The sequence below is a fragment of the Polaribacter sp. Z014 genome, assembly GCF_023555435.1.
Lineage (GTDB): Bacteria > Bacteroidota > Bacteroidia > Flavobacteriales > Flavobacteriaceae > Polaribacter.
This window is the reverse complement of sequence record NZ_JALCZP010000004.1, coordinates 234,736-258,300: the sequence shown is the minus strand read 5'-3', so window position 1 is coordinate 258,300 and position 23,565 is coordinate 234,736. Positions and strand designations below refer to the sequence as shown.

The following is a 23,565-nucleotide window of genomic DNA, read 5'->3' as shown; positions in this document are numbered from 1 at the left end:
ACAGTGAGGTTATATTTTTTAATAAATATTTTATTATCTAACTGAGTTTCTAGCCTTTTTTTTCTTAGAAGACATTGGCCCTACTTTATCCGTTACACATCTAAAACCAATAAAATTGGTAGCCATATATTCTGGTAAATATCTTCTTTGAGCTGGGTCTAACCAATATTCTCCATCAGACCATGCTCCACCTTTGTATACTCTTGTTCTATTACTTATTAAGGTAGTTCTTTTTTTAGCATCATTTACTAATATTTCTCTACCTGTTTCTGGGTCTATTTCTTTTGTAGGGTTTCTTGGCGAGTTGTACATACTTGGTTTAGATCCAAATTGATCTTCTTCTTCTTCATAAAATCTAGAAGAATTTAAGTCACCATCACCAATATCTGTATTGTCAGAAACAGAAAAATTTCTTCTTAAGGTTGCATCATCTTTAGTAATAGGAATGTATTTAATAGTACCAGGGAATTGTTTAGGAGTAATAACACCATTTGGTAGCGTATCGTATTCTACTTCTGCTGCGCTAGAGCTATTCACTATCACAACTTTCCCGTCTTTATCAATCATCTTTTTAGTAAAAATATTACCTCTAAAATAATTAAAATCATTTGCTTCATTATCTATAATAGGTCTGTAAACATCTGCAACCCATTCTGCCACATTTCCAGACATGTCGTATAATCCGAATGCATTTGGAGGGTAAGACTTTACTATAATAGGAATGTCAGAACCATCAGTACTCCAACCAGACAAACCACTATAGTTTCCTTCACCTTGTTTAAAGTTAGCCATTTGATCTCCTCTATGTCTTTTTTTGGTTTCTCTAGAATATTTACCATTCCAAGCATATTTTTTTCTACCTCTAATGTTATTGTATTCTCTGTTTTCTATATTCGCTTTAGCTGCAAATTCCCATTCAGCTTCTGTTGGTAGTCTGTATTTCTGACTTAAAACGCCGTCTGCTTGGGTAATTTTTCTTCCTTGAAAAGAACCTTTATTATTTTTAATAGGACCTCTAGATCTTATTCCTCTTTTGTAAACAGTAGTATCTCCATCAAAAAGATTATCAGAATCTGCTAAGAAAACATCTGTATCAAAGAAGTTTCTAATACTGTCGTTTTCAAAAATATTTTTAATGTACCCTTTGTCTATTAATTTCTTTAAGTTTACTGCATTTGTACGCCATTTACAGTATTGGTTTGCTTGTAACCAGCTAACTCCCACTACAGGATAATCTGAATAAGCAGGATGTCTTAAGTAATTTTCAGATAAAATATCAGTATTACCTAAACTTTTTCTCCATACTAAAGTGTCTGGTAAAACGGAATTATAAATGTGTTTGTATTTTTCTTCTGATGGAGGAAAAACATCTTTTATATTTTGAATATATAAAAAGTATTCAGAGTTGGTAACCTCCGTTTCATCCATGTAAAATGAACGAATATGCATTTTTTTAGGGGTTGTATTCCAGTCAAACATAACGTCATCTTGTACTTGTCCCATTGTAAAAGAACCACCTTCAATAGCAACCATTCCTAAAGGAATTTCTTGTCCGGCTGTTTCATTTCCTCTTATATAATTACCATACTTAGGATTGTTAAAAGGCAATCCTGTAAGTGTCGATTTTCCTGAAGTTGATTTACTACAACTAGCCAATGTTAAGACAGATAGTAGAACTAAGGATGTTTTTAATACGTTTCTCATTTCCTAATTAAAAATTAGTTAAGGGTTTTTATTATAGCGATGCAATTTACAATAATTCTACAGTCATACAAGTAAAACGGAAAATTTAACGCTTCATTTTTCTTCTCTTATCTGTTTAAACGACTGTTTTTTAAATTTAGTATAATTTATCTTTGTAAGTACTAAAATATCTATAATTTATTTGCGTTATTTGAATATTATTATGAGAAAACAATTTTTAACGCTTTTTTTTATTTCTTTCATTCACTTAATTTCCGCTCAGAGCAGTAATTCTGTGCTTTCTTCCGGAGATTGGTTTAAGTTTTCTGTTGATACTACTGGAGTTTTTAAAATTAATAAAAACCTATTACAGCAAATAGGAATTTCTACAAATGGCTTAAATCCTAAGAAAATTCGCATTTATGGTAATGGAGGAAGTCTTTTGCCCGTTTTAAATGCGGATGAAAGATTTAAAGACTTACAAGAGAATGCCATATATATAGAAGGAGAAGCCGATGGCTCTTTTGATAATGATGATTATATTTTGTTTTATGCAAAAGGGCCACACGATTGGAAAGGTACAACTGCTAGTAACATAAAACATCGGCAAAATATTTATTCTGATAAGGCATATTACTTTATTACTGTTTCTAGTGTAGATGGAAAAAGAATTCAACAAAAAGCACCAATAACTACTGCAACTGCGGCACTATTTGATGCTTTTGACGATTATACTTTTTACGAAAAAGACGAAAAAAACTTAATTGCTGCAGGTACACAATGGTTTTTTAACCAGGATTTTAATATAGAAAACACACAGAATTTTAAAATACCTTTTAATAATGCAGTTCCAAATACAGATATTAAAGTTTTAGTTAGAGGTGTTTCTACTTCTATCAATTCTTCTTCTATGGCTATTAATGTAAATGGTGCATCTGCTGCTACTTTAAATTTCTCTGGAGCAAGTGGAGCAACAAAGGCAAATGCAAGTGACGTATCTGTAAGTTTTATAAACTCAGCAAATCTATTAGATTTTTCTATTACCTATAATAATAACGGAAACCCTTCTGCCACCGCTTTTTTAGATTATATTGAAATTGTTGGAAAAAAACAATTGATTGCAGCCGGAAAGCAATTTTCTTTTAGAAGTTTTGAGCAAGCAAATACTATAGGTACAGTAGAATATCAAATTCAAAATAGTACAAATATTTTTCAAGTTTGGGATGTTTCAAATTCCATAGAACCACAAAATATACAGAATGAAATTACGGGAAGTAGCTTTAATTTTAAAGATAATGGTGGTTTATATATAAATGGGAATTTAAAAGAATATATCGTTTTAAACGAAAATGATTACTACACGCCAAAAGCATTACAAAATGGACGCGTTGCGAACCAAAATTTACATGCCTTAAAAGACCTTAATTATATTGTTATTACAAATGATGACCTTTCTAGTGAAGCACGAAGGTTAACAGATTATCATCAACAAAACTCAGGGTTATCTACAAAAGTAGTTTTGTTAAATGAAATTTATAACGAGTTCTCCTCTGGATCAAAAGATATTACCGGAATTAGAGATTTTCTAAGACATCTTTATCTGACAAATTCATCCGAAGAAACAAAACTAAAATATGTGTGCTTTTTTGGAGATGCTTCTTACGATTATAAAGATAGAATTATAGGAAATAATAATATTGTACCTGTAAAATTATCTGAAAACAGTTTTAATTTAGCAAGTTCTTGGGTTACAGATGATTTTTATGTGATGTTAGGTGAAACTGCCGGAGGTATGAGCTCTAGTGATAAAATTGATGTTGCATCAAGTAGAATTCCGGTTTCCACAGGTACTGAAGCAAAAGATGTGGTTGATAAAATTTTATCTTATTATAATAAAAATGCATTTGGTGATTGGAGAAATACAATAACCATGTTGGCAGATGATATAGATGAAAGTGGAGAGGAAGTTTTACAACAAGGAGTAGAGTCTATTGCAGATGAGATTAAAGTTAATAAACCAATTTTTAATATTAGTAAAATCTATTTAAATAACTATGTACAAGAAAATTCTTCTGGAGGAGAACGTTATCCAGAAGTTAATGAGGCAATTACTAATGCTATAGAAAAAGGAACTTTAGTTTTTGATTATTTTGGACATGGAAGTGAAGACGGATTTGCTTCAGAAAAAATATTGACAAAATCACAAATTCAGGGTTTTAATAATCCTAGTACGTTGCCGCTTTTGATTACTGTTACTTGTGATTTTTCTAGATTCGATAACCCCAATAGAATTACTGCTGGTGAACTTACATTATTAAATGCAAATGGAGGGGCTGCAAGTATGATAACCACTACAAGAGAGGTTTATATTTTTACAGGGCAAAAGTTTAATGAAGAATTAATTCGGGTTTTACTTGAGTTTAAAGATGAAGACTTATCAATTGCACAATCTTTAATGGAAACAAAGAATGCTTCTCCTAGCACTCAAAAATTCTTTATTTTTCATTTTGGAGATCCTGCTATGAAATTGGCAATACCAAAACCAAAAGTAAGCATTACAGAAATGAATGGTAAAGATATTTCTCAATTAGACACCTTAAAAGCGTTGTCTAAAGTTCGTTTTAAAGGAGAAATTTTAGATGATACTAATGTCTTGTTATCAGATTTTAATGGAACTTTATCAACTACAGTTTTTGATAAAATAATTGATAAAACGACTTTAGATAATGATGGTTTTGGAATAACAATGCCTTTTGATACGCAAGATAGTAAGTTGTTTAAAGGAAAAGCTACGGTAAAAAATGGCGTATTTGAATTTGATTTTATCGTACCAAAAGACATTAAAATAGCATACGGAGAAGGTAAATTAAGTTTTTATGCAGAAAACGGAACTATAGATAAAGCAGGTTATAATGTAGATATTGTTGTTGGTGGTATTGATAAAAATGCGCCAGAGGATACGGTTGGTCCAGAAATAAAACTATTTATGAATGATGAGTCTTTTATTGATGGAGGAAATACCAATGCATCACCTAATTTAGTGGCAGTTTTATCAGACACTAGCGGAATTAATACGTCCATTACTGCGGTAGATCATGATATTGTAGCGGTTTTAGATGGCGATAACACCAACCCAATTATATTAAATGACTTTTATGAAACCGAATTAGACGATTTTACTAACGGTAAAGTCACTTATAAATTAAGAGATTTAGAGGTTGGGCCACATACTATAAAAATAAAAGCTTGGGATACGTATAATAATTCATCTGAACTTACGTTAAACTTTGTGGTTGTTAGTGATGCTATACTAAATTTAGAAAACGTATTAAATTACCCAAACCCTTTTGTGAATTATACAGAATTTTGGTTTAACCATAACAAACCGAACGAAAGTTTAGAGGTACAGGTACAAATTTTTACGGTTTCAGGTAAATTAGTAAAAACAATCAACCAAAATATACCAAACGCAGAAACCTTAGTAAGAAGTGTTACTTGGAATGGTTTAGATGATTTTGGCAATAAAATAGGTAAAGGAGTTTATGTCTATAAATTAAGAGTAAAAGCAACAGCAAGCGGTCTAGTTTCAGAGAAATATGAAAAATTAGTAATACTTCAATAAAAATTAGATATTTGTCAAATAAAAATCAGAATAAAGAAATCAAATGAAGAAATTAACAATCTTTTTTATAGTATGTGCGTTTGTTACGATTAGGACAACGGCACAAACTGAAATAAACACAGATAATATTGGAGGAATTACCACAGCGGTACCATTTTTATTAATTACACCAGATGCAAGAGCAGGTGGTATGGGAGATGTTGGGGTTGCAACTTCTGCAGATGCCTTTTCTCTTTTTCATAATGCTGCAAAAATGACGTTTAGTAATAGACAAGTGAAAGCAGGTATTACCTATTCTCCTTGGTTGCGTAATTTAACAGATGATATTTTTACGGGAAGCGCTTCTTACATGAATCGTTTTAGCGAAAATGCTGCTTGGGGAGCAGATTTAAAGTATTTTTCTTTAGGTCAAATAGATTTAACAACATCCGATGGAACTGATAACGGTTCTATTAACCCTAATGAATTGGCCTTTACAGGGGCATATTCTTTAAAATTAAGCGAAACTTTTTCTATGGGAGTTGGTTTAAAGTATGTGCGTTCTAACTTAACTTTTAATGGAACAAACAGTACTTTAAGACCAATAAATTCTTTTGCAGTAGATATTTCTGGATATTACCAATCTTTCGAAGAAAACTATGGAAATTTTAACGGACGTTATAGATTAGGATTTAATATTGCTAATATTGGTCCGAAGGTTTCTTACAGCCCAGGGAGTGATGACTTTATTCCAACTAATTTAAAATTAGGGGGTGGTTTCGATTTTATTTTAGACGATTATAACACCATTTCTACCACATTAGAATTCACAAAATTATTAGTACCAACTCCACCAATTAGAGATACGGATGGAACTATTTTAGAGGGAGAAGATGATAATGTTGGTTGGGTAAGTGGTATTTTTCAATCTTTTGGAGATGCTCCGGGAGGTTTTAGCGAAGAAATAAAAGAATTTACCTACGCTTTTGGTGCAGAGTATTTATACAATAATGCCTTTGCTTTAAGAGGTGGATATTTTCATGAAAGTGCAGATAAAGGAAATAGACAATATTTTACGTTAGGTGGTGGGTTTAAAACCAATGCTTTAAATGTAGATTTATCTTATTTAATTAATTCTTCAGACGTAAATAATCCATTAGAAAACTCGTTGCGTTTTTCATTATCATTTGATTTAGGTGAAGTTTTTGATGACTATTAAAAGTCAATTATTTTTAGTAATTTTATAACAATATTTAAAAGCAGTCAAATAAGGCTGCTTTTTTTTGACGAATAGATTTTTATGAGAAAAATTGAAGTTTCAACATCCGCAACTGTTTATAAAGATATTTCAGAACTTTCTGTAGAAGACCAAAAGTTAATGCAAAAAGCAATTGAAGCTAGAAAAAAAGCCTATGCTCCGTATTCTAAGTTTAATGTTGGTGCAGCTTTGTTATTAGATAATGGAGAAATTGTTTTAGGAAACAATCAAGAAAGTGCGGCGTATCCTTCTGGTATGTGTGCAGAAAGAGTTGCTATTTGGAAAGCAGGATCTACCTATCCGAACATGAAAATAAAAAAGTTAGCAATTACAGCTAGTTCATCAATCACTAAAGTAAACAAGCCAATTGGACCTTGTGGCGCCTGTAGACAAACATTATCAGAATACGAAATCAATCAAAAAACACCATTTCAGGTGCTTTTTATGGGAGAGGTAGGTGAAGTTGTCGTTACAGAATCGCTACTTTCACTATTGCCTTTTTCTTTTGATAGTACCTATTTATAATATTTTTTAGGGCGTTTTAATGGGCTTGGAATTTATCTTGAGCGTAGTCGATAGGCTATATATTTTTGCTAAAAAAGCAAAAAGGATGTCGTTTCAATCCCTAACGCAAACAAATAGTAAATTTGTAAACACTTGTAATATTTAAAGAACTTTTTAGAAGCTCAAAATAATAAAAAATGAAGCCAGATATTTTATCAAGAAAAGACATAAAATTTATCATCACAAAATTTTACAACTTATTATTGGCAGATCATAAAATGATTCCTTTTTTTGAGGATATCGTTGCGCAAAACCAGTTAGAAGAACATTTAGATATTATTTCCGATTTTTGGAACGACATTCTTTTCGATACAAATACCTACTCGAACAATGTAATGAAAAAGCACGTAGATAAAAACGTATTTGTAGCCTTTAAGAAAGAGCATTTTGCCATTTGGATGTCGTATTTTTTTGAAACTATTGACGCCAATTTTGATGGTGAAAACGCAAATAATATGAAGAACAGAGCTAGGTCTATAGCCACTGTTATGGAGTTAAAACTAGATTTATATAAATAAAATAAACCCAATTTTCTCTATTTTGTAGTTTGTTTAAAATAGTAGTTTTGAATATCATTTTTTGTAAGATATTTTAATTCTATTTGTAGCGAAATGTGTACTTTAGAGGGCTAATATTTTTTTAGCAAAATAATATATTAATATCAATTATGATTTCATCAAAAATAACAGGAACAGGTACTTTTATCCCCTCTATAACTAAAGAAAACAAAGATTTTTTAAACGAAAACTTCTTAAATGAAGATGGTTCAACTTTTGATTCTGATAACGATGTAATTATAGAGAAATTTAAAGCGATTACCGGTATAGAAGAAAGAAGATATGCAAAACTAGATTACACTTCTTCGGATTTAGCTTTCTTTGCGGCTCAAAAAGCAATTGAAGATGCTAATATTAATCAAGAAGATTTAGATTATATTATTATAGCTCATAATTTTGGAGATGTTAAAGCAAGTGGAAATCAAAGTGATTTATTACCAAGTTTAGCTACAAGAGTAAAGCATAAATTAGGTATAGAAAACCCTAATTGTGTTGCTTATGATATTCTTTTTGGTTGTCCAGGTTGGATAGAAGCAACCATACAAGCACATGCATTTATAAAGGCCGGTATGGCAAAAAAATGTTTGGTAATTGGTTCGGAAACATTATCTAGAGTGGTAGATAAACATGATAGAGATTCTATGATTTTTAGTGATGGTGCTGGAGCTTGTATTCTAGAAGCAACGGAAGAAACTGGTGTGGGTATTTTAAGTCATGGAACCCAAACTTTTACAAAAGACGAAGCGTATTATTTACATTATGGAAGTTCTTTTAATAAAGAAGCAGACCAAGATGTTAAATATATAAAAATGTTAGGAAGAAAAATTTATGAATTTGCTTTGATTCATGTTCCTGCAGCAATGAAATTTGCTTTAGATAAAAGTGGTGTTGAAATAGATGATGTTAAAAAGATATTCATTCATCAAGCCAACGAAAAAATGGATGAAGCTATTATAAAACGTTTCTTTAGATTGTTTAAAAAGAAAGTTCCAGAAGGGGTTATGCCATTAAGTATTACTAAGTTAGGTAATAGTTCTGTAGCAACGGTACCTACACTTTTAGATTTGGTATTAAAAGGTAAAATAGAAAACCAAGAAGTAAATAAAGGAGATGTAGTTATTTTTGCTTCTGTAGGAGCAGGAATGAATATAAATGCGATAGTTTATAAGTTTTAAAAAGTTAAGCAATAAGGAAATACAGTAAGTTACAGCGTGTTTACCATGCTATTACTAACAGTAGAAAAGGAATAAAATAAGACTCAGGAAAACATTTTTCTTGAGTTTTTTTATGCTTTTTATTTTGTGAAAAGCAAGTATACTTTAAGAAGTACTCGTAATTAATATTTCTTTGTAATCTTAGTAAAAAATCTTTACAAACTTTGTGTTCAGTTTCAATTCAAAATATTATTTTTGCGCATGCAACAACACAACGTACTTATTTTAGATTTCGGATCGCAATACACACAACTAATTGCAAGAAGAGTAAGAGAATTAAACATTTACTGTGAAATTCATCCATATAATCATCTACCAAAAAACCATGCTGAATTTAAGGCAGTTATCTTATCAGGTAGCCCAAACTCTGTAAGAGGAGAAAATGTTTTACATCCAGATTTAGCAGAAATTAGAGGAAAAAAACCTGTTTTAGCAGTTTGTTACGGAGCGCAATATTTAGCGCACTATGCAGGCGGACAAGTAGCTCCTTCTAATACTAGAGAGTATGGTAGAGCAAATTTATCATACATAAAAAGTAATGAAACTTTCTTTGAAAATATTTCAGTAGGTAGCCAGGTTTGGATGAGTCATTCAGACACTATAAAAGAATTGCCAACTAATGGAGAGTTATTGGCAAGTACAAAAGACGTAACAAATGCGGCTTATAAAATTAAAGGAGAAGAAACTTTTGCTATTCAATTTCACCCAGAAGTATATCATTCTAAAGATGGTAAACAACTTTTAGAAAACTTTTTAGTTAAAATTGCAGGTGTTGCTCAAACATGGACACCAGATTCTTTTGTAGAAAGTACTGTAGCAGCAATTAAAGAAAAAGTTGGTAATGATAAAGTAGTTTTAGGGCTTTCTGGAGGTGTAGATTCTTCCGTAGCAGCTGTTTTATTAAACAAAGCAATTGGAGAAAATCTATATTGTATTTTTGTTAATAATGGACTTTTACGTAAAAATGAGTTCGAAACCGTATTGAAGAGATACGAAGGTATGGGATTAAACGTTAAAGGTGTAGATGCATCGGCACGTTTTTTGAAAGCCTTAGAAGGTTTAACAGATCCAGAGAAGAAAAGAAAAGCAATAGGTAACGCTTTTATTGAAGTTTTTGATGATGAAGCACATCAAATTACAGATGTAACTTGGTTAGCACAAGGAACTATTTATCCAGATGTTATTGAGTCTGTTTCTGTAAATGGAGGTCCATCTGCAACCATTAAAAGTCATCATAATGTGGGAGGTTTACCAGATTATATGAAATTGAAAATTGTAGAACCTTTAAAAATGATTTTTAAAGATGAGGTAAGAAGAGTAGGTGCTTCTATGGGAATAGATCCAGAGTTATTAGGACGCCATCCTTTTCCAGGACCCGGTTTAGGAATTCGTATTTTGGGAGACATTACCGCAGAAAAAGTAAGAATTTTACAAGAAGTAGATGCTATTTTTGTAAATGGATTAAAAGAAGACGGTTTGTATGATAAAGTTTGGCAAGCAGGTGCTATGTTACTTCCTGTAAACTCCGTAGGAGTAATGGGAGATGAAAGAACGTACGAAAAAGTAGTGGCTTTAAGAGCAGTAGAAAGTACAGATGGAATGACGGCAGATTGGGTAAATTTACCTTATGAATTTTTGCAAAAAACATCTAATAAAATTATAAATCAAGTAAAAGGTGTAAATAGAGTTGTGTATGATATTAGCTCTAAACCACCTGCAACTATAGAATGGGAATAATGTATATGAAACATGTAAAATTTTTTGTTTTTCTATGTATTTTAACGTTTACCGTATCGTGCGGTCAACAAAAAAAATACGTTCAGTATAAGGTTAAAGAAGGTGAAACAATGAGAGGGATTGCCCAGAGATTGGACATGAAGACTAAAGATTTGCTTCGCTTAAATCCGGATGTTGGAAGAAACCCTGGAGTGAATTCAGTAATCGTAATACCGAATAAAAAAATAAAAGCAGGAACTACTACCAAAGGTAATAAGGCAGAAGAAGCGGTAAAAACAGCTGCAGATAAAGCTTCAGCTTTAAAAGATAAAAAGGATAAAGATATAGCAGCGCTTAAAAAGAACTTTGTGGTTTATGAAGTTAAAAAAGGGGATACTTTCTATAGTTTAACTCGTTTTTATAATGTAACGCAAGAAGAATTGATAACGCTGAATCCTGTTTTATCAGAAGGATTAAAAGTAGGTCAGGTTATAAAGATTAAAGGCATAGAAGAAGGAGAAGAAGTGCTAGAAAATCATATTTATGAGGATGTAATTGAAGAAGATATTTCTTTAAAAGTTGCTTTATTATTACCTTTTAAAGCGCAAGAATACAATACGGTTGATGCTAAAGATATTTTTCAGAAAAGTAAATTAGCAAATATGGTAACAGATTTTTATTTAGGTGCTAAAATTGCTGTAGACTCTATTAGAAAACAGGGAATTCAAGTAGATTTAAATGTTTTTGACACGCAAAGAAATGGTACAGAGATTAGAACTATTTTAGCTCAAAATGATCTGAATAAAAATGATGTAATTATTGGCCCTTTGTATTCAGAAGAAGCAGAAATAGTTGCACATAAGGTAAAGGTGCCGGTTGTTTTTCCTTTTTATTCTACGAAGCAGTCTAAATTTAGTGCGTCTAGTTTAATAAAAACATCACCAGAGAAAAAAGTGTTTAGAGAGGAATTAACATCTTATATCAAAGAGAACTTTACAAAAGGAAATTTAATTCTAGTAGGAGACGGAAAAGCAGATTCTAACATTTCTAATGCTGTAATTAAACAATCCTTACAATCTCATGATTCTATTTCTGTAGTTCATATTTTAAAACCAACTAAAGGGTATATAGCTAAAAAACGTTTCCTAGAAATTTTGAAACCAAATGAAGATAATTGGATAATTTTAACCTCAGGTAACACGGTTTTAGTAGCAGATGCTATTAATAGTTTAATTAGTTTGCCAGAAAAAACAAGTGTTCAGGTTTTTACTTTTAATAAAGGTGCTGCATTCGATAAAATAGCAAATTTAAAGTTGGCTAAAATAAATTTAACCTATGTTAGTGATGAATATGTAAATGAGGCTTCTGCATCTACCCAGTTATTTAATAAGCAGTATTTTAGTAAAAACAATGCGATGCCTTCTTTTTATGCTACCAAGGGTTTTGATATTACGTATGATATTTTAATTCGATTAGCATCTGGAGATGATTTAAAAAACACTTTTAAAGAAGGTGCTTCTTTTAGAATAGAAAGTAAGTTTGATTATACCGATAAGTCTACAGGGATTTCAGAAAATAAAGGATTATTTATTGTTAAATATAATAATGATTTAAGCTTAACAAGGTTAAAGTAAAAAGGTAGTAGCGTAAGTTAGATTAAGTAGAATGTTTTTTAGAAGCTATTTTCTGCTTTTACTACTCGCTTTTTTATCCGATAAATATCAGAACAAAAAAGAGCTCAAAAAATATCCTGTCTTGAGCTTAACGGAAGGTAAGGCTTTATAAGAGCTAAGGAATTTTGTTAGCTTAATGCTTAAAGAGTAGTATAAGTTATAATTAAGGAAATATAAGTCATAAAAAAATCCGCTGAAAAGCGGATTTTTTTTATATCAGTAAAAATGAAAAAACTAGATTTTCTTCATTTGATCTTTCATCATTTTCATTTGATCTTTTAACATTCCATGTTTATCTAATTTTTTAGCTTCTGCCATTAAATTAGTTGCTTCACGTTTACGTCTTTTTGTCATAGCAATACCCGCCAACTGTAATTTTGCCATGGCTAAGTCATGATCCATAGGTAGACCTATTTTGACAGCCTTACGCAAATACTTTTCTGCTTGTGTAATGTTTGTTTGGCTTAATATAATTCCGTGTAAATAATTAAAATAACCTTGTTGTTTTACAATTAAAGCAGCTTCTGGGTTTTTAATATACCCCAACCATTTTTTAGTTCCTTCAAAATTTTGTTTACGCAGTTGTAAAAATGCCAGTAAAATAAATTCGTTTTTAAAATAAAATAAAACAAAAATTCCTGCTAAAAGCAATATTGAAATTCCGTTCATTATATTTCCTTGACTAAATTGATAAACAGCCCAAACTGAAATTAAACCAGCTAAAATTAATTTTATATTTTTATGAAACATATTGTTTTTTATTGTTAATAAATCAATTGCAAAAGTACATTTTCTTGCTAAATTATGTGGCTACTTTTTAAAGTATTTCTTGTATTTAAACGATGCTATAATGGTTAGTAAAATTAATGCCCCAATATAAACATAAGCTTCTCTTGGCGTTACTGCTTTATCTCCACTAGCATAAGAATGCAAACCAGATAAGTAGAAGTTTACACCAAAATAGGTCATCATAATAGATAAATAAGCAAATGCAGAAGCAAAATTAAATGCGAGTCTACCACGTAAACCCGGTATTAAACGCATGTGTAAAACAAAAGCATAAATCATAATAGAAATTAAAGCCCAAGTTTCTTTTGGATCCCAACCCCAATAACGGCCCCAACTTTCATTAGCCCACATTCCACCAAGAAAATTACCAACCGTTAACATAACCAAACCAACAGTAAGCGCCATTTCATTAATAATGGTTAACTCTTTAATATTGATATCCATTCTTTTTTTATTCTTATCTGTAGTAAATACAATAAGTATTAAAGAAACAATACCTAAAATCATACCTAAAGAAAAAGGACCATAACTAGCTACAATAATAGATACGTGTACCATTAACCACCAAGAGTTTAATACAGGTTGTAAGTTGGCAATGGCTGGATCTAACCAGTTTTGATGTGCAAAGACTAGTATAATGGCTGCTAAAAAAGTAGTTGCTCCAATGGTTAGTGTAGATTTTTTTCCTAAAAACAAACCAAATAACATCGTTGCCCAAGCAACATAGATAATAGATTCGTACGCATTACTCCAAGGTGCGTTACCGCTAATGTACCATCTAGCAGCTAACCCGAAAGTATGAAATAGAAAACTTAAAATGGTTAATACAATTAACCCTTTAACAATGTAGCTTAGTGTTTTAGATTTATAATAAAATATTTTTAAAATTTCAATAAAGATTAATAACAATCCTAAAATCATATAAAAGATAGAAGTCTTTGTGAAAATTTCCCACTTATTATACATGATTTCTAAATCAATTTTATTTTCGGAAGGATATACTTCTGCTCCAAATTTCTTTTGAAACTTTTTAATTCCGTCTAAAATCTGATTTGCTTTTGTATAATCTTTGGTTTTTTTAGCTTCTTGTAAAAGTTGTATGTAAACGGGTAAAGATTGACGTACAAAAACAGAATCTGTAGCTTTAAAACCTGCTGTAGAGGTTTCTGGTTGAGAAACCCAAGTATTATTATCATCATTAGGAATTGGATAAATACGTAAAATACCTCCGCCAATAGCACTATACAATAAGCCTACTCGTTTATCAATTTTAATTAAATCTTTTTCAAATTTATTTTTTACATTTTTTTTCTGTGCTTCTGCTACGGCATCTTTTATTTTATACGCCCCATTAGGCATAATAAAATCTGATAAACGAGCATATTTTGCGGTGTTAGGTAAACTTAAAATCTCTCTAATTTTAGAGTTTCCTTTTTCTAAATAAATTACAGGAACCTCAAACCAAAAGCGAGGGTTTTCTATAATAGATAATAAAACCTGACTTGGTTGCATGCCATTAAACGTCTCTGTTTTACTAACTTTTCGGACCAATTCAGACGCAAAGGTATCTGCGGGTTTCATACGGCCACCAGCATCTTGAATCACTAGTTTATTAAAACTTTCGGCATGTTTAATATCAACTGCATTTGCTTTTAATATAGAGTCTATTTGTTGATTAGTGATGTTGTTTTCTTGATGCTCTGTATGTTGTCCAAAACTAATAGTAGAAATGAATAATGCAGTCACCATAGACATTGTCATTTTTTTCTTTTTAATTTTTTTCAAACCTTTTTTTAAGTCATTAAAATGTGTGTTTTTATCAAAAAGCATACTAATTAAACCAGTATATAATAGGGAATATCCTAAGTATGTAATAAATGTTCCTAAAAAATCATGGTTTACAGAAAGGTGTGTTTCTTCTCTTGGGCCAGATAAATCGTAACTAGATTGAAAAAATTTGTAGCCTTTATAATCTAAAATATGATTCATAAAAATTCGATAGTCAAATGTTTCTTTTGCATCTATAACAGTAACTTCGCTAGCATAAGATGCGGCACTTTCGGAGCCTGGGTATTTTTCTAGTTGAAAATCATTTAATTTTACTGAAAAAGGAGTTTCTAATATTTTTGAACCATATAATACTCTGAAATTTAAGTTCCCAACAGTAATTTCTTTAGAACCTTGAGCATTATATTTACCTCCGGTTAATTCTATTCTTTCTGTTTTGTTATCTGTTTTAATATCTAAAACAATAATGTCGAAATTTTTACTATCTTTTTTACCGCTAATGGTTTTCATAATCCCTTTTTCAGCAGGTTTAGGAATCACAAATTGCAATCCTGCTATATTATTTAAAGTTAAATATTGAAAATTCTGAATTGAGTCTTTCGTGATTTTCCCTCTTTTTTGATCAGCCATTCTAAACCAATCACCTTCATCTTTAGAAACCATTTTTAAGTTTCCTTCTTTATTTGTAAAGTTGATAGAAGCATTGTTATTTAGAGCATCAAAACCAACTAAAACTCCATGAATATTTTGGATAGTTCCTTTTTCAATCCAATGTTCATGGCGAGTTCCGTCTGACGATTCTACAAAAAACAAATGTTCAACTCCGTTTTCGTCTTCTATTAATTTTTTTTCAGCCTTAGGAATATAATCAACAAGCTCAAAACTAAAATCTTGGGTTTTATCTTCGTTTTTAAAATTGTCTGAGTAAAACCATGAGTTTTTACCCCAAGCAGATAATAATATAGGTTTGTTAATTTCTGGTTTTTGAACCTTACCATTATCAACAATTATGTTTAGATAGGTAGTTTCGGATAAATATTTATTTACAGTTTCTCCTTCCTTAATCATCATAGTACCTTCGTAACCAATATACCTAGTTACGCCTGCTCCAATTATGATAAAAAGGAAAGCTAAATGAAACATTAAAACGGCCCATTTTTCTTTTTTGTACAATCTGTATCTAAAAATATTTCCAAAGAAATTAATAACAAAAAAGACCATAATAGCCTCAAACCACCATGTGTTATATACAAGTGCTTTAGAAGTTTGTGTGCCAAAATCATTTTCTATAAACGTGGCAACTCCCATTGCAACTGCAAAAAGGATAAATAAAAATGCCATTAATCTGGTAGAGTAGAGTATATTAAGAATTTTTTTCATTCTATTTTAGTAGTTTTTAAAGTGTGGCAAATTTAAGGATAAAAGAAATACTAAGACATCTTGAAAAGTTCTTTTTTCTTGTTAAAGTTTGTTAAAAGAGGTCGCTTATTTCATTAAGATTCAATAAGAATAATAATTTCTGTATTGATGTCAATTCAAATGAAAGTCTAGTTTTTTATAGATATATCTTATCCTGGTTTGGATGAAATAATTTTCGGAATCTTTCTTTTAAATTTTAAAATTCTGATGCTTTGTAATAAACTGTTTAATGAACAGCTTTATATCTTCCAAAAACAGCTTCTAATGCATTAGAAATTTCACCTAATGTAGCTCTGTTTTTGGCTGCTTTTACTGCTAATTCTAATAAGTTTTCTTTTCCTGTTCTTGCAGCTTCTGTTAAAGTTTTGAGAGACTTTTTAACTTCAGTATTGTTTCTAGAATCTTTTAATTGATGTAGTCTTTTAATTTGAGAATTACGTACCGCTTCATTATCAACTTCTAATATATGTAAAGGGTCTTCTTTTTTTAATTGATATCTATTAACACCTACAATTACCTCTTTTTCGCTATCTATTTTAGCTTGTTTTATAGCTGCAGCTTCTTCAATGCGCATTTTAGGAATTCCTTTTTCAATGACTTTTGTCATGCCTCCAAGTTCTTCTATCTCACTAATTAGCTCCCAAGCTTTGTTAGCAATATCTTCTGTTAGTTTTTCTAGGTGATAACTTCCTGCCCAAGGGTCTATAGTTTTGGTAATATGAGTTTCTTTTTGTAAATAGATTTGCGTATTTCTTGCAAATCTAGCAGAAAAATCTGTTGGTAAAGTAACGGCTGCATCTAAAGCATTGGTGTGTAAACTTTGTGTTCCGCCAAAAGCAGCTGCCATGGCTTCTATAGTTGTTCTTGTTATATTATTGAAAGGGTCTTGTGCTGTTAAAGACCAATCACTTGTTTGGCAATGTGTTCTTAAAGCTAAAGATTTTGGGTTTTTGGGGTTAAATTCTTTTACAATTTTAGCCCACAACATTCTTGCAGCTCTTAACTTTGCTATTTCTGTAAAATGATTCATTCCAATAGCCCAAAAGAAAGACACTCTTGGAGCAAAAGAATCTATTTCCATACCAGCTTCAATTCCATTTCTTATATATTCTAATCCATTTGCAAGTGTATATGCTAATTCCATTTCTGCAGTTGCACCCGCTTTTTGCAAGTCAAATCCAGAAATAGAAATAGCATTAAATTTTTGCATTTTATTGCTAGTATATTTAAAAATATCTGCAATAATCTTCATGGATGGAGAAATAGGGTAGATGTACGTGTTTCTTGCTATAAAATCAGTGAGAATATCATTCTGTATTGTACCATGTAAGTTTTCTATAGAAATACCTTGCTCTTCTGCCGCAACAATATAAAATGCAAAAATGGGTAAGACAGCACCATTAATTGGCATAGAAACAGATACTTTATCTAACGGAATTTTGTTAAATAAAATCTTCATATCTTCTACAGAATCTATGGCTACACCCGCTTTACCAACATCACCTTGTACAAGCTCATGATTAGAATCGTACCCTTTATGCGTTGCTAAATCAAAAGCAACAGATAATTCTTTTTGTCCTGCTTCTAAAAGTTTTCTATAAAAAGCATTGGTTACTTCGGAAGTAGAAAAACTTGTATTTTGTCTTATGGTCCAGGGTCTTTTAACATACATGGTGGCATAGGTACCTCGTAAATTCGGTGCAATACCAGCAACAAAACCTTCTTGGTTAAAAGAAGGTCTTGGTTTTTTGTGATTTTTTGTAAGTTTTATATGTTGTAATTCTTTTCTATTCATTTTTGGGTTCTACTTCTAGCTTCTGAAGTTTGTATAATTTGATTCCAATTTCATTTATTTTTTTTTCTTTTTTCCTTATTTTAAAGTAACTAGTTAAAATTAAAAATATAGAAAAAACGACTAAAATTATAACAGCAGTAAAAATGAAATTGGCGTTATTTCCAAAAAAATGATAAAATTTATCTTCTAAGAAATAAAGGCTGACTGCAATAAAAAAAATAAATCCAATTATAATAGAAGGTAGTTTTTTCTTCAATTTTTGTATTTCTTCTTTTAATTTATTTTGTCTTTTTTGTTCAATGAGAATTTCTTCTTTTTTTTCCATTTTCAGGTTTTATGAACCTTTTTCAGCGTTTAATCGTTCTTTTTCTAACGATTCTGAAAGTCGGTTTCTGGTTAATGGGGAAACTATTGTTTTTATATTTCTTTGCTTAACAAAGGGGTATAATTCCAACGCTTGTTGCATTTTTTCCTCTTTGTTTTGTAGGGAATTTGTACCTAAAAGTATCACTTCTTTTTCTAAGAAACCATTTTCTTCTTTTTTAGCACTTTCTTTAATTTTTTTCTGAATGATGCCACTTTTTAGTTGTTTTAAAAAGCCGCCACTTTTTTCTATTTGCTTAAAAAGCGTTAAAGCATTTTCTGCTAATTGTTCTGTTATAGATTCTATATAATAAGAACCTTCTGCAACGTTTTTACCTTTTTGAAGGGAGCTTTCTTGCTGAAATATTAATAATTGATTTCTAGAAATACGATTCCCAAATTCATTAGATTTATGAAAAATAGCATCATAAGAAACATTAGAAATAGTATTAGCGCCACCTAAAATAGCACTCATACATTCTGATGTTGTTCTTAATAAGTTTACATTATAATCATAAATTGTTTTGTTTCTTAAACTGGGTTGTACAAAAAGATGGGCTTCTAAATCTTCTGCCTCATATTCTTTTATAACTAAAGACCATAAGATTCTAAAAGCTTTTAATTTTGCAATTTCAAAAAAATAATTACTTCCTACAGAAAAAGAAAAAGTTATTTTTTTAGCTACATTACTTCCGTATTTATTTAAGTATTCATTTGCATGCGCTAAAGTATATGCAAGCTGCTGTGTAATGGTAGCGCCACAATTTTGATATAAATCTGCCGAAACAGCAATACAATTTGTAGTATTTCTTTGAATTCGCTCTAATTTTATAAAATCTTCTTTTAAATTAAAGAACCAATTACCGGTTTCTGCTAAGTTTCCAATAATATCCGTTTGAAAATAAGTTTTGTCTGAATTTATAAATTTTGATATTTCAAGTTGGAAAGAATCGTCTAAAAATGAAAATTGAAAGTAAATGAAAACTGATTTCACATTAATGTTACCAAGTAGTTTTCTGTAATCAAATGTTTTTTTTGCTATAAATTGAATTGAATTCGCTCCTCTTTTTAAAGCATCTATGGCTAATGAGTTTGCTATTTTTTCATCATCAATAAAAATAGTTTCACAAATGTTAAATTCTGTTTTTGGGTTTTCTATTTTTAGATTTGTTCTGTCTTCCGCTGTGTAAAAAGGTTTTACAACAATTCCTTCTTGAGTTCTCCAAAGTAATGTGTCATTATAATCTGCACCTCTTAAATCTACCTGGATTTTATTTTTCCAAGCAGCAGGTGTAGTTTTTAAAAAATCATCAAACAAAGGAGTATTCATTTATTTTTTTAGGGTATCAAATTCTATTAAATAAATATCTTCATTTTCTTTTTTCATTAAATATTTTTCTCGAGCAAATCGTTCTAACTGAATTGAATCTTGTAGCTTTTTTATGGTAGCTTTGTCTTCCTTTATTTTCTTTTCATAAAATGAAATTGTACTTTCTAAATCTGTAATTTCGTTATCAAATTTTCTGTGTACTAGGTATGAGTTTTCATCAAAAAAGAACATCCAAATTAAAAATGGAATTAAGATTAAAACAAAAACGTTTGTTAAAATTTTTACGGCTCTTATGTTTTTAAACTTATTAAAAGTCATAATCTTTATAAACGATCGTTAATTACTGTTCTTACAACATCAATGGCCACTAAATTATGCTTATTATTTGGGATAATTATATCTGCAAAATTTTTGGTAGGTTCTATAAATTGTAGGTGCATTGGTTTTAAAGTATCTTGATATCTGTTTAAAACCTCATCAATATCTCTTCCTCTTTCAGTAATATCTCTTCTAATTCTTCTTATTAAACGTTCATCCGTATCGGCGTGTACAAATATTTTAATATCAAATAAATCTCTAAGAGCTTTGTTATTTAAGATTAAAATACCTTCTACAATCACTACTTTTCTAGGGTGCGTTTTTACGGTATCTGTTGTTCTGTTATGCGTAACAAAAGAATATACAGGTTGTTCAATTGTTTTTCCCGATTTTAATTTTTTTAAATGTGTAACAATTAAATCAAAATCGATAGCTCTTGGATGATCAAAATTAATTTTGGTTCTTTCTTCATAAGATAAGTTAAACGTTTCGTTGTAGTACGAATCTTGTGATATTACACAAACTTCATCTGTAGGTAGTTGTTTAATTATTTGATTTACAACCGTAGTTTTTCCACTTCCTGTACCTCCGGCAATTCCAATAATGAGCATATAATTATGTTTAGGATAATTAATCGTCTAAAATAATAAAGATTTTGCAATAACTTATGGTTTTTTTAATCTTAAATCGGTTCTTTTGAAGAGGGGAACAGTGAAAGATTATTAAACTTTAAAAAGAAAGTTGTAAAATATATTTGTAATTAAATTAGTGTTTTTCATAAAAAAAAAGTCTCAAAAAATATTATTTTGAGACTTTTTAAATTTGAGCCGATAGAGGGACTCGAACCCACGACCTGCTGATTACAAATCAGCTGCTCTAGCCAGCTGAGCTACATCGGCTTTTGTTTTGAGAGCGCAAATTAAAAACAATTTTTAGTTTCTACCAAATAAAATTACATTTATTTTTAATAAAAAGAGCTTCAATCTAGATTGAAGCTCTTAGAACAAGAATAATTTTACATAAAATAGAATAATTTGAAAGGTTATTTTTCTATTTATACTTAAAAAACGTAATTTTATTTTATTTGTTGCCTTTATTAGTTTTTAAATATTGTTAGTTAAAAGTCTACTAAAGCTTTTTTATATGTGGATAAACAGCGTTCTCTAGCTAGTTTATGTTCTACAATTGGAGTAGGGTAGGTGAGCTCTTGAAAATTAGGTACCCATTTTTTGATGTAATTTAAGTCTTTGTCAAATTTTTTAATTTGAGTAGTGGGGTTAAAAATTCTAAAATAAGGAGAAGCATCTACACCGGTTCCGGCAACCCATTGCCAGTTACCAATATTACTTGCTTGTTCATAATCGTGTAATTTTTCAGCAAAATACGCTTCTCCCCATCTCCAATCTATTAATAAATGTTTGCAAAGAAAGCTACCAACCAACATTCTAATTCTATTGTGCATAAAACCTGTTTTATTTAATTCTTTCATGCCAGCATCTACTAATGGATAGCCTGTTTCGCCGTTACACCAAGCTTTGAATTCTTCTTCGTTATTTCTCCAGAGAATCTTATCGTATTTGGGTTTAAAGCTGTCTTTAACAGTGTGAGGAAAATGCCATAAAATTTGCATAAAAAACTCACGCCAAATTAATTCTTTTAAGAAAGTACTATTATTACTTTTTGCTGCTTTGTCAACCATTTGACGAATACTAACGGTTCCGAAACGTAAATGTGTACCTAATTTAGATGTACTGTCTTTTGCAGGGAAGTTTCTGGTTTCTTCGTAAGTATCAATTAATAGAGAAGATACTTTGTAAGAAGTAACTTTTATTTCAGATTTTATAAAACCAATAGTTTCTAGTTTTAAAATAGGTTGGTTTTTACTTTTGATAAAATTTTCTAACAGTGTTTCTGAAGGATAAAATTGAATTCCTTTATAATGAAAAGCTTCTAACCATTTTTTAGAATAGGGTGTGTAAACTTTATACGGTGTTCCATCTTTTTTTACAATTTCATTTCTTTCAAAAATTACTTGGTCCTTGAACGTTTTAAAATTGATATTTTTTGATGTCAGGAATTGCTTGATTTCTAAATCTCTTTTTATAGCATAAGGTTCATAATCATGATTTGTAAAAACAGTGTCAATGTTGTGTTTTTCTGATAATGAATTGAATATTTCTATTGGTTTTCCGTAAAGTACTTCAAAAGCACTTCCTATTTCGAGTAGTTTTTTATGAATATGTTCTATTTCTTGATAAATAAAGGAAACACGTGCATCTTCTTTATTTAATTTACTTAAAATTTCTTCATCAAAAATAAAAATTGGAAGTACTTTTTTGCCTGATTTTAATGCCTGATATAATCCGCAATTATCTTCTAAACGTAAATCTCTTCTAAACCAAAAAATATGTATAACTGTCTTCATTTATTATCGTTGTCTAATTTCTATAAACCAAAAATCTATTTAATTGGTGGGTAATATTGTCCAAAAAGGTCAATTAATTTTTTTTGTCTGTATTCAAAAATTTCTTCTAATTTGGGTTTTACCAGTATGGGGTGCACCATTTGACCTAAAATTCCCATAGGAACTTTATAATCTATAATATCTTCCATTTCTACGCCACCTTCAATTTCTTTAATAAAATGTTTATGATGCCATAAAGCATAGGGGCCAAAACGTTGCTCGTCTACAAAATATTCATTTTCCTTTACATGTGTAATTTCGGTAACCCATTTTGTTTTTATCCCAAGAATTGGAGTTACAATATATTGTATAATTTGACCTGCAAACATTGGTTTTTCTGCTCCAGAAAGAATATCGAAACTCATGTAAGAAGGAGTAATGGTTTTTAAGTTTTTAGGGCTCGATAAAAACTCCCAAGCTTTTTCTAATGTAATTGGTAATTTTTGCTTTCTGTGGAATGTGTAGATTTTCATGTTAATTATGAATTAAAATGTAGAGGTTTAGTGATGTTGCAATGCAAAGCCAAATTATGTATGGCAATAGTAAATATTGATAATATTTAGTTTTATTACTGAGTTTAAAAAAGAAATAAAACAAGGTAGAGGTGAGTAATACAATTGTTATGAAGCCGATTAAGACTAAGTGTTGATTAAAGAAAATGTAGTTCCAACTTACGTTTAGAATAAATTGAATTATAAAAACAGAGCGTATTTTTGAGTTGTAATTGGTTGTAAATAATTTACCTAAATAAATAGAGAAACAAATCATAATTAAGGTCCAGGCAATTCCAAAAACAATTCCACGAGGTGTCCAAGGTGCTTGGTTTAAGTTGGTATACCAATCAGTAAGTGGGCCGTTATTCATTAACCATCTTCCAATGGCTAATCCTCCAAAATTGATAACTAAAAATAATAGTGTAAGTTTTACTTGTTTCATAAATGCATTATTTATATTCTAAAGGCTCATTTTTTTTAAAATGTTATCTGCTTCTAGCTATTTTTGATTGCTATAGGTTCTATGGATGGCTTGTAAT

At 30.2% G+C, this 23,565-nt stretch carries 18 protein-coding genes and 1 tRNA gene; 7 read left to right on the top strand and 12 right to left on the bottom strand.

From position 1 onward, the window contains the following. Window positions 1–33: 33 nt before the first annotated feature. A complete protein-coding gene (gene gldJ, locus MPF19_RS08085) occupies window positions 34–1,704 on the bottom strand; it encodes a gliding motility lipoprotein GldJ (protein ID WP_203394085.1) in 1,671 nt (556 codons plus the stop codon). A 202-nt stretch (window positions 1,705–1,906) separates the two neighbouring features. Between gldJ and porU the strand changes: the two genes are divergently transcribed. The 7 genes from porU to MPF19_RS08050 all read left to right on the top strand — a co-directional run bounded on the left by porU (window position 1,907) and on the right by MPF19_RS08050 (window position 12,227). Next, window positions 1,907–5,305 carry a type IX secretion system sortase PorU gene (gene porU / locus MPF19_RS08080; RefSeq protein ID WP_249987667.1) on the top strand — a complete coding sequence of 1,133 codons (3,399 nt, stop codon included), beginning with the start codon at window positions 1,907–1,909 and terminating at the stop codon, window positions 5,303–5,305. 43 nt (window positions 5,306–5,348) lie between these two features. Beyond that, window positions 5,349–6,503, top strand: coding sequence for a type IX secretion system outer membrane channel protein PorV (porV, locus tag MPF19_RS08075; RefSeq protein ID WP_249987666.1), 1,155 nt, complete (start codon window positions 5,349–5,351; stop codon window positions 6,501–6,503). A gap of 81 nt (window positions 6,504–6,584) precedes the next feature. After that, a complete protein-coding gene (gene cdd / locus MPF19_RS08070) occupies window positions 6,585–7,067 on the top strand; it encodes a cytidine deaminase (protein WP_249987665.1) in 483 nt (160 codons plus the stop codon). Between the two features lie 176 nt (window positions 7,068–7,243). Further along, window positions 7,244–7,624 carry a group III truncated hemoglobin gene (locus MPF19_RS08065; RefSeq protein ID WP_249987663.1) on the top strand — a complete coding sequence of 127 codons (381 nt, stop codon included), beginning with the start codon at window positions 7,244–7,246 and terminating at the stop codon, window positions 7,622–7,624. 149 nt (window positions 7,625–7,773) lie between these two features. Then, window positions 7,774–8,838 carry a 3-oxoacyl-ACP synthase III family protein gene (locus MPF19_RS08060; RefSeq protein ID WP_203394080.1) on the top strand — a complete coding sequence of 355 codons (1,065 nt, stop codon included), beginning with the start codon at window positions 7,774–7,776 and terminating at the stop codon, window positions 8,836–8,838. A 240-nt stretch (window positions 8,839–9,078) separates the two neighbouring features. Next, a complete protein-coding gene (guaA, locus tag MPF19_RS08055; RefSeq protein WP_203394079.1) occupies window positions 9,079–10,614 on the top strand; it encodes a glutamine-hydrolyzing GMP synthase in 1,536 nt (511 codons plus the stop codon). Between the two features lie 137 nt (window positions 10,615–10,751). Then, window positions 10,752–12,227: a PBP1 and LysM peptidoglycan-binding domain-containing protein gene (locus MPF19_RS08050; RefSeq protein ID WP_249987661.1), complete on the top strand. Its 1,476-nt coding sequence runs from the start codon at window positions 10,752–10,754 to the stop codon at window positions 12,225–12,227. A gap of 273 nt (window positions 12,228–12,500) precedes the next feature. Here the strand turns inward: MPF19_RS08050 and MPF19_RS08045 are convergent, their stop codons facing one another. From MPF19_RS08045 to MPF19_RS07995, 11 genes are all read right to left on the bottom strand, one after another. Next, entirely contained in the window at window positions 12,501–13,016 is a 516-nt protein-coding gene (locus tag MPF19_RS08045; RefSeq protein WP_203394077.1) for a DUF2892 domain-containing protein, read from the bottom strand. Window positions 13,017–13,076: 60 nt separating this feature from the next. Further along, the gene (locus MPF19_RS08040) at window positions 13,077–16,223 is read right to left on the bottom strand and encodes a cytochrome c biogenesis protein CcsA (RefSeq protein WP_249987659.1); all 3,147 of its coding nucleotides are present in this window, start codon (window positions 16,221–16,223) and stop codon (window positions 13,077–13,079) included. 265 nt (window positions 16,224–16,488) lie between these two features. Then, on the bottom strand, window positions 16,489–18,057 hold the full coding sequence (gene scpA / locus MPF19_RS08035) for a methylmalonyl-CoA mutase (RefSeq protein WP_249987657.1): 1,569 nt from the start codon (window positions 18,055–18,057) through the stop codon (window positions 16,489–16,491). Beyond that, complete coding sequence (locus MPF19_RS08030; protein WP_249987655.1) at window positions 18,050–18,382, bottom strand: DUF2304 family protein; 333 nt, start codon at window positions 18,380–18,382, stop codon at window positions 18,050–18,052. Before MPF19_RS08030 ends, scpA begins: the two co-directional genes overlap by 8 nt. 9 nt (window positions 18,383–18,391) lie before the next feature. Continuing rightward, window positions 18,392–19,750 (bottom strand): methylmalonyl-CoA mutase subunit beta, encoded by a 1,359-nt coding sequence (locus MPF19_RS08025; RefSeq protein WP_249987654.1) that lies wholly within the window; start codon window positions 19,748–19,750, stop codon window positions 18,392–18,394. Beyond that, window positions 19,751–20,068, bottom strand: coding sequence for an FtsB family cell division protein (locus MPF19_RS08020; RefSeq protein WP_203394072.1), 318 nt, complete (start codon window positions 20,066–20,068; stop codon window positions 19,751–19,753). 5 nt (window positions 20,069–20,073) lie between these two features. Then, window positions 20,074–20,679 (bottom strand): uridine kinase, encoded by a 606-nt coding sequence (gene udk / locus MPF19_RS08015; RefSeq protein WP_203394071.1) that lies wholly within the window; start codon window positions 20,677–20,679, stop codon window positions 20,074–20,076. A 214-nt stretch (window positions 20,680–20,893) separates the two neighbouring features. Then, a tRNA-Thr gene (locus MPF19_RS08010) sits at window positions 20,894–20,967 on the bottom strand. Between the two features lie 218 nt (window positions 20,968–21,185). Continuing rightward, entirely contained in the window at window positions 21,186–22,493 is a 1,308-nt protein-coding gene (locus tag MPF19_RS08005) for a cryptochrome/photolyase family protein (protein WP_249987652.1), read from the bottom strand. 35 nt (window positions 22,494–22,528) lie between these two features. Continuing rightward, entirely contained in the window at window positions 22,529–23,005 is a 477-nt protein-coding gene (locus MPF19_RS08000; protein ID WP_249987651.1) for an SRPBCC family protein, read from the bottom strand. 1 nt (window position 23,006) lies between these two features. Then, on the bottom strand, window positions 23,007–23,468 hold the full coding sequence (locus MPF19_RS07995; RefSeq protein ID WP_249987649.1) for a TspO/MBR family protein: 462 nt from the start codon (window positions 23,466–23,468) through the stop codon (window positions 23,007–23,009). Between the last annotated feature and the right edge of the window lie 97 nt (window positions 23,469–23,565).

Bases quoted from the DNA above. Each gene is read 5' to 3' on its own strand.
- gldJ (WP_203394085.1), bottom strand. From the start codon at position 1,704: ATGAGAAACGTATTAAAAACATCCTTAGTTCTACTATCTGTCTTAACA.
- porU (WP_249987667.1), top strand. From the start codon at position 1,907: ATGAGAAAACAATTTTTAACGCTTTTTTTTATTTCTTTCATTCACTTA.
- porV (WP_249987666.1), top strand. From the start codon at position 5,349: ATGAAGAAATTAACAATCTTTTTTATAGTATGTGCGTTTGTTACGATT.
- cdd (WP_249987665.1), top strand. From the start codon at position 6,585: ATGAGAAAAATTGAAGTTTCAACATCCGCAACTGTTTATAAAGATATT.
- MPF19_RS08065 (WP_249987663.1), top strand. From the start codon at position 7,244: ATGAAGCCAGATATTTTATCAAGAAAAGACATAAAATTTATCATCACA.
- MPF19_RS08060 (WP_203394080.1), top strand. From the start codon at position 7,774: ATGATTTCATCAAAAATAACAGGAACAGGTACTTTTATCCCCTCTATA.
- guaA (WP_203394079.1), top strand. From the start codon at position 9,079: ATGCAACAACACAACGTACTTATTTTAGATTTCGGATCGCAATACACA.
- MPF19_RS08050 (WP_249987661.1), top strand. From the start codon at position 10,752: ATGAAGACTAAAGATTTGCTTCGCTTAAATCCGGATGTTGGAAGAAAC.
- MPF19_RS08045 (WP_203394077.1), bottom strand. From the start codon at position 13,016: ATGTTTCATAAAAATATAAAATTAATTTTAGCTGGTTTAATTTCAGTT.
- MPF19_RS08040 (WP_249987659.1), bottom strand. From the start codon at position 16,223: ATGAAAAAAATTCTTAATATACTCTACTCTACCAGATTAATGGCATTT.
- scpA (WP_249987657.1), bottom strand. From the start codon at position 18,057: ATGAATAGAAAAGAATTACAACATATAAAACTTACAAAAAATCACAAA.
- MPF19_RS08030 (WP_249987655.1), bottom strand. From the start codon at position 18,382: ATGGAAAAAAAAGAAGAAATTCTCATTGAACAAAAAAGACAAAATAAA.
- MPF19_RS08025 (WP_249987654.1), bottom strand. From the start codon at position 19,750: ATGAATACTCCTTTGTTTGATGATTTTTTAAAAACTACACCTGCTGCT.
- MPF19_RS08020 (WP_203394072.1), bottom strand. From the start codon at position 20,068: ATGACTTTTAATAAGTTTAAAAACATAAGAGCCGTAAAAATTTTAACA.
- udk (WP_203394071.1), bottom strand. From the start codon at position 20,679: ATGCTCATTATTGGAATTGCCGGAGGTACAGGAAGTGGAAAAACTACG.
- MPF19_RS08005 (WP_249987652.1), bottom strand. From the start codon at position 22,493: ATGAAGACAGTTATACATATTTTTTGGTTTAGAAGAGATTTACGTTTA.
- MPF19_RS08000 (WP_249987651.1), bottom strand. From the start codon at position 23,005: ATGAAAATCTACACATTCCACAGAAAGCAAAAATTACCAATTACATTA.
- MPF19_RS07995 (WP_249987649.1), bottom strand. From the start codon at position 23,468: ATGAAACAAGTAAAACTTACACTATTATTTTTAGTTATCAATTTTGGA.